The organism is Nostoc flagelliforme FACHB-838 (assembly GCF_014698065.1).
Classification (GTDB): domain Bacteria; phylum Cyanobacteriota; class Cyanobacteriia; order Cyanobacteriales; family Nostocaceae; genus Nostoc; species Nostoc flagelliforme_B.
The window spans coordinates 1-4003 of the sequence record NZ_JACJSI010000480.1 but is presented as its reverse complement, the minus strand read 5'-3'; the positions used below and the strand labels follow the sequence as shown (position 1 = coordinate 4003).

Sequence of the window (4003 nt, the reverse complement as noted above, 5' to 3'; positions counted from 1 at the left end):
GTAGTGTTTTGCAACTGTTATCTAGCCGCCTCAATTATTAGTGAACACCTTTGCAGACTACACTTTCAGGCTGTTATTTGGCTATTCTGTTTGTGAAATGAGCGAACCGACCGTTATCTTTTACTGTCTGTCGTGGCATCTGCGGCTAATGCTTGTAAATCCCGTTCTATTTCAACACGAGTTTTTAAAGGACGAGTCCCTTTTTCATCTGTCAGTAAATACAACAATATCTCTGCTATTTGCTGATTCTCAATACCGCAATCATTCACTACCTCTGCCAAATAGCGTTTTACCAGTTCTTCTCGCGTACCACGCTGCTGAGATTCTCTCAGAGTTGTGATGTTATCTGTTTGCAGTTGCGCTCCCACTATCTGCAATTCAATTGGAAGTACCTCACCTAGTTCATTAGCTAAATCATTTACTAATTGCTCAATTAAAGCTTGCTCTAATTGAAAACTAGTAGTCTCGGTCAAACGTTGAATGATTGACTTGGTGTCATCAGGTGAAAAATTACCTAACTCGTAAAGAACATTGTTACTAAGAAGATCATTACCAATAATTTTCATACTAGACAAGCGATTACATTCCAGTAAATAATGCAGGTAATCCACTCGCAATGATAAAATTACTTTCACTGACAGAATATTTAAGCATTCTCCCAGAAATTCAAAAAACTGCTGTCTTTGCTTTGGTTTAGTATAAACAAAGAAAAACTCTTCAAACTGGTCAAAAATCAGCACTGTTCTGAGATTGTGCTGTTCGTTTTCGCGCAATTGGGCAATTAAAGCAGAAACCTTAAATCCTAAAGCTTGCTCATTTATGGCTCCCCTCCTTTCATGCAAAGCCAGTTGCAGCGATCGCCCAAGTTCTTCTACCCAATTAGTGTAAACTCGCATTGCTACGGGTAGATAGTCTTGAATACCTACGCTTTTATTTTTTAAAGCTGGGACTAATCCCGCATTTACTAATGAACTTTTACCAACCCCTGACTGTCCATGAATGACTATTAGTTTGTGATCATGTCGCCCCAGGCGTTCAATTAATCGTTCAATATCTAGTAACCGGCCTGATGCAGCAATTTCAGGGGCAATGCTTTCTTGAACTTCAGTTTTAATAGTTGCAACAAGAGCAAGTTTAGTTGACTGCAACCTTCCTGCACCAATAAACGCTCGTAAACCAAACTGCTGTTCAATAGACCTCTGTTGTTGTTTTGTATTGTATGCTTTGAGATATTCTTTCTTCTCAAAGTACAGCCGTTGCAAATAACTGAGAATATCCAGGTGAAGCTGTAAATTCTTTATAGGGCTGCTACCATCTCTTGCAACTTCTAGGTTGACAATTGCCTGTTGAGGTTCGCCTAATTCATATTCAGCCTGCGCCAGAATAAAGTAATACAGGCTTAAATCGTATGGAATAGTTGGTTTTTCTGCCCTGCCAGACACTACCCCTGAACTCTCTGTTATTTCTGCGCCAGAAATTACTGATAAGATATTTAAAGCTTTTTGCGCCAATTGTTTAGCTTCACTCCACCGCGACTGAGCCAGCGCAACCTGGGCTAAAAACCCATAATCTTTCGCCAATTCTATCGGCTGATTGTTAGCTTGATGTACTTCTAAAGCTTGTTGTGCTAAATATTTAAGTTGCTCCCACTCTTTTAAACCACGCAAAATATTACCAAATTTGGCAATAGAACTAGCAGCTAATTCTTGACTATTAGCTTCATTGAGAAATGTAATGTATTCTTGCGTATACTGCCGAGTAGCCTGCCAGTCTGGATGAGTAGTATCTTTAGTTTTAAAAGCTTTGAGGTAATAACAGTAAGCTATTTCACCGAGAATCTTGCCCTGCCTTTCGACATTATTCAGTTTTTGCCATAGCACTCTTGCTTTTTGGTAATACTCTAAAGCATTGGCTATTTTATTATTAACTTGTTTTACAAAACCTAGCACAGAGGCTAAATTAGCTTTTGTTTCCTGATCATTGCATCGTAATTCTTTCTGTGCTGCCTCTAATTCTAACTCTAGTATAGAGTAATCATTTATACTCAATAAACCATCAAAATATTCATCAGCCAGTTGTTGAATAAACTCACTTAAATCAGGCTGCACGATCGCAAAACTTCTGCTAGTTCCCCAGCTTTCCAGGTCAGGGGCAATTTCCATGATGGTATGGTGGATTTCTTCACTAATCCATACCACTACGGGAATAGACAAGTTTTTGCGAAATTCTTCGCGTACCTGATTAGCACTTGTCAACATCTGCGGTAAATCTTGCACCGATTCCCAGCCCACAATCATCAGAGCTTGAGTATCTGGCTGTAATTCTTCACGGATTGCAGTAAATAGCGTTCTTTCCGATTCTTTAAGTTGCAGTACTTGAATCTTAATTTTACAGATTTCGCTTAACCTTTCTATCAAGCGAGTCCGTAAATCACTGTAATTACACCGCGCCCAAATCAGCTTAAACTTCCCCACAGAAGCTTGGAGTGTCCAAGCTAGCTGCTGTAGCGATCGCTCGTTGTCTATGGGTTCATCTGATAGGCGCTGTGTATCCATAAAATAGAAGAAGGGGAAGGGAAAGGGGTAAAGGTAAAAGGGGAAAGGGAATCAATTAGTTAACTCCGCTGCCTCTGCCAATATCGGGTTTAAATCAAACCAGGATTCGCCCCCATCTCGGTATTCAAACACAAATCTGCTACGGATCAGCTTTTGGTATCCTTAATCATCACTGACTTTTTTTCTTTGTTTAACATAACGCAGTAGTTCCCACTCCGAATCCGAAATCGGCATCGTCATCTCATTACGTCGAGAGCGAATCACTTGCTCTAGGGTATTACGAGAGAGCGGAAGTGTCATTTCTTCCTGTATCCAAGTATTCAGCAATCTGAGCAAATCTCGTACATGACCACCACTCCCTCTACACAAGCGCTCTAGCGTTTCTGTGCTGTCGAAGATTTCACTAATGTAGTTTAACCGCTCATCTGGTTGTAAATCAGGGAATGCCCTAGCCAGTACCATCTGCTGCATCAGCGCCAGCCCCTCAAGATGTACGCTTCCGTCTGGCCATTGCACTGAAACCATCGGCAGTACTTTTGGGTCTTCCGGGAATCTTTGGGTCAGCGTTCCGTAATCATTGGAGAACTTCAGCGCCAAGGGCATTGTGAAAACCAAGTGGCAATTCAGCTTTGTCAAAAACTCCCCCTGATCTACGAAGATATATTCCTGCTGTGGCCGACCCCAAGGCTTAATTCGGTTGTCTATGCGGTCTAAGTTATCTACAATTACCACCAGTCCCTTTTTCCCCTGCTGCTTTAACTTGGCGATCGCCGGCTCTAGCAGTTCTCGGTTAATCGCTTCCAGTAATCTGGTCTTCTGTGGCCCCAAGTATTGGTTCAGTTTCTCCCGCAGCATCGGGTTACTTTTCGTTTTCGCTGTGATTTCCCCGATTCCCAAAGCTAGGGAGAATTTCTCCTTTTCAGTAGACAAGCCAATATCGCCTGCTGGTGTTTTTACCTTAAAACCCGTTACCTCTGACTCCAACGCCCTCAACGCCCCTTGCAGCAGTTCGTAGAATCTGTTCGGTTCAGAGAGCGTGATTTTCTCCAGGCTTTGGCTTACACGGTGGGCGATCGCTAGCAACACATCTGCAATGTCCACGTCCGTCATTTCTAAGTCTTCACTTGACTCAAAATATACTACGTGATAACCTGAATCCTCTAATTCCACCTGTAACCTTACTAGCTCTGTCGATTTCCCACAGCCGATATGACCAGTGAATAAGGTGCAGGTCGGTTCGTTCGCCTTGAAGAACGTAATTTTCTGCTTCAGCTTGCCAATAATATCGCCACCCCTGACTGGGGAGAAATCAATGTAGTACTTCTTATCTATAGAAATCATATTTGATTTCTGAAAAAGACTAGGAGATAATACGGAGAGATAGTTTTGTCTAACAGCGAACAATGATAAACCAGCATCTACAAGCTAATATTGGGGAACTACAAGAA

The 4003-nt window shown here is 41.8% G+C and carries 1 protein-coding gene and 1 pseudogene; both read right to left on the bottom strand.

The window, feature by feature from the left end:
• Positions 1 to 113: 113 nt before the first annotated feature.
• Positions 114 to 2555: an ATP-binding protein gene (locus H6G97_RS47030; protein ID WP_190947241.1), complete on the bottom strand. Its 2442-nt coding sequence runs from the start codon at positions 2553 to 2555 to the stop codon at positions 114 to 116.
• Positions 2556 to 2606: 51 nt separating this feature from the next.
• Positions 2607 to 3896: pseudogene (locus tag H6G97_RS47025) on the bottom strand (ATP-binding protein).
• Positions 3897 to 4003 lie beyond the last annotated feature (107 nt).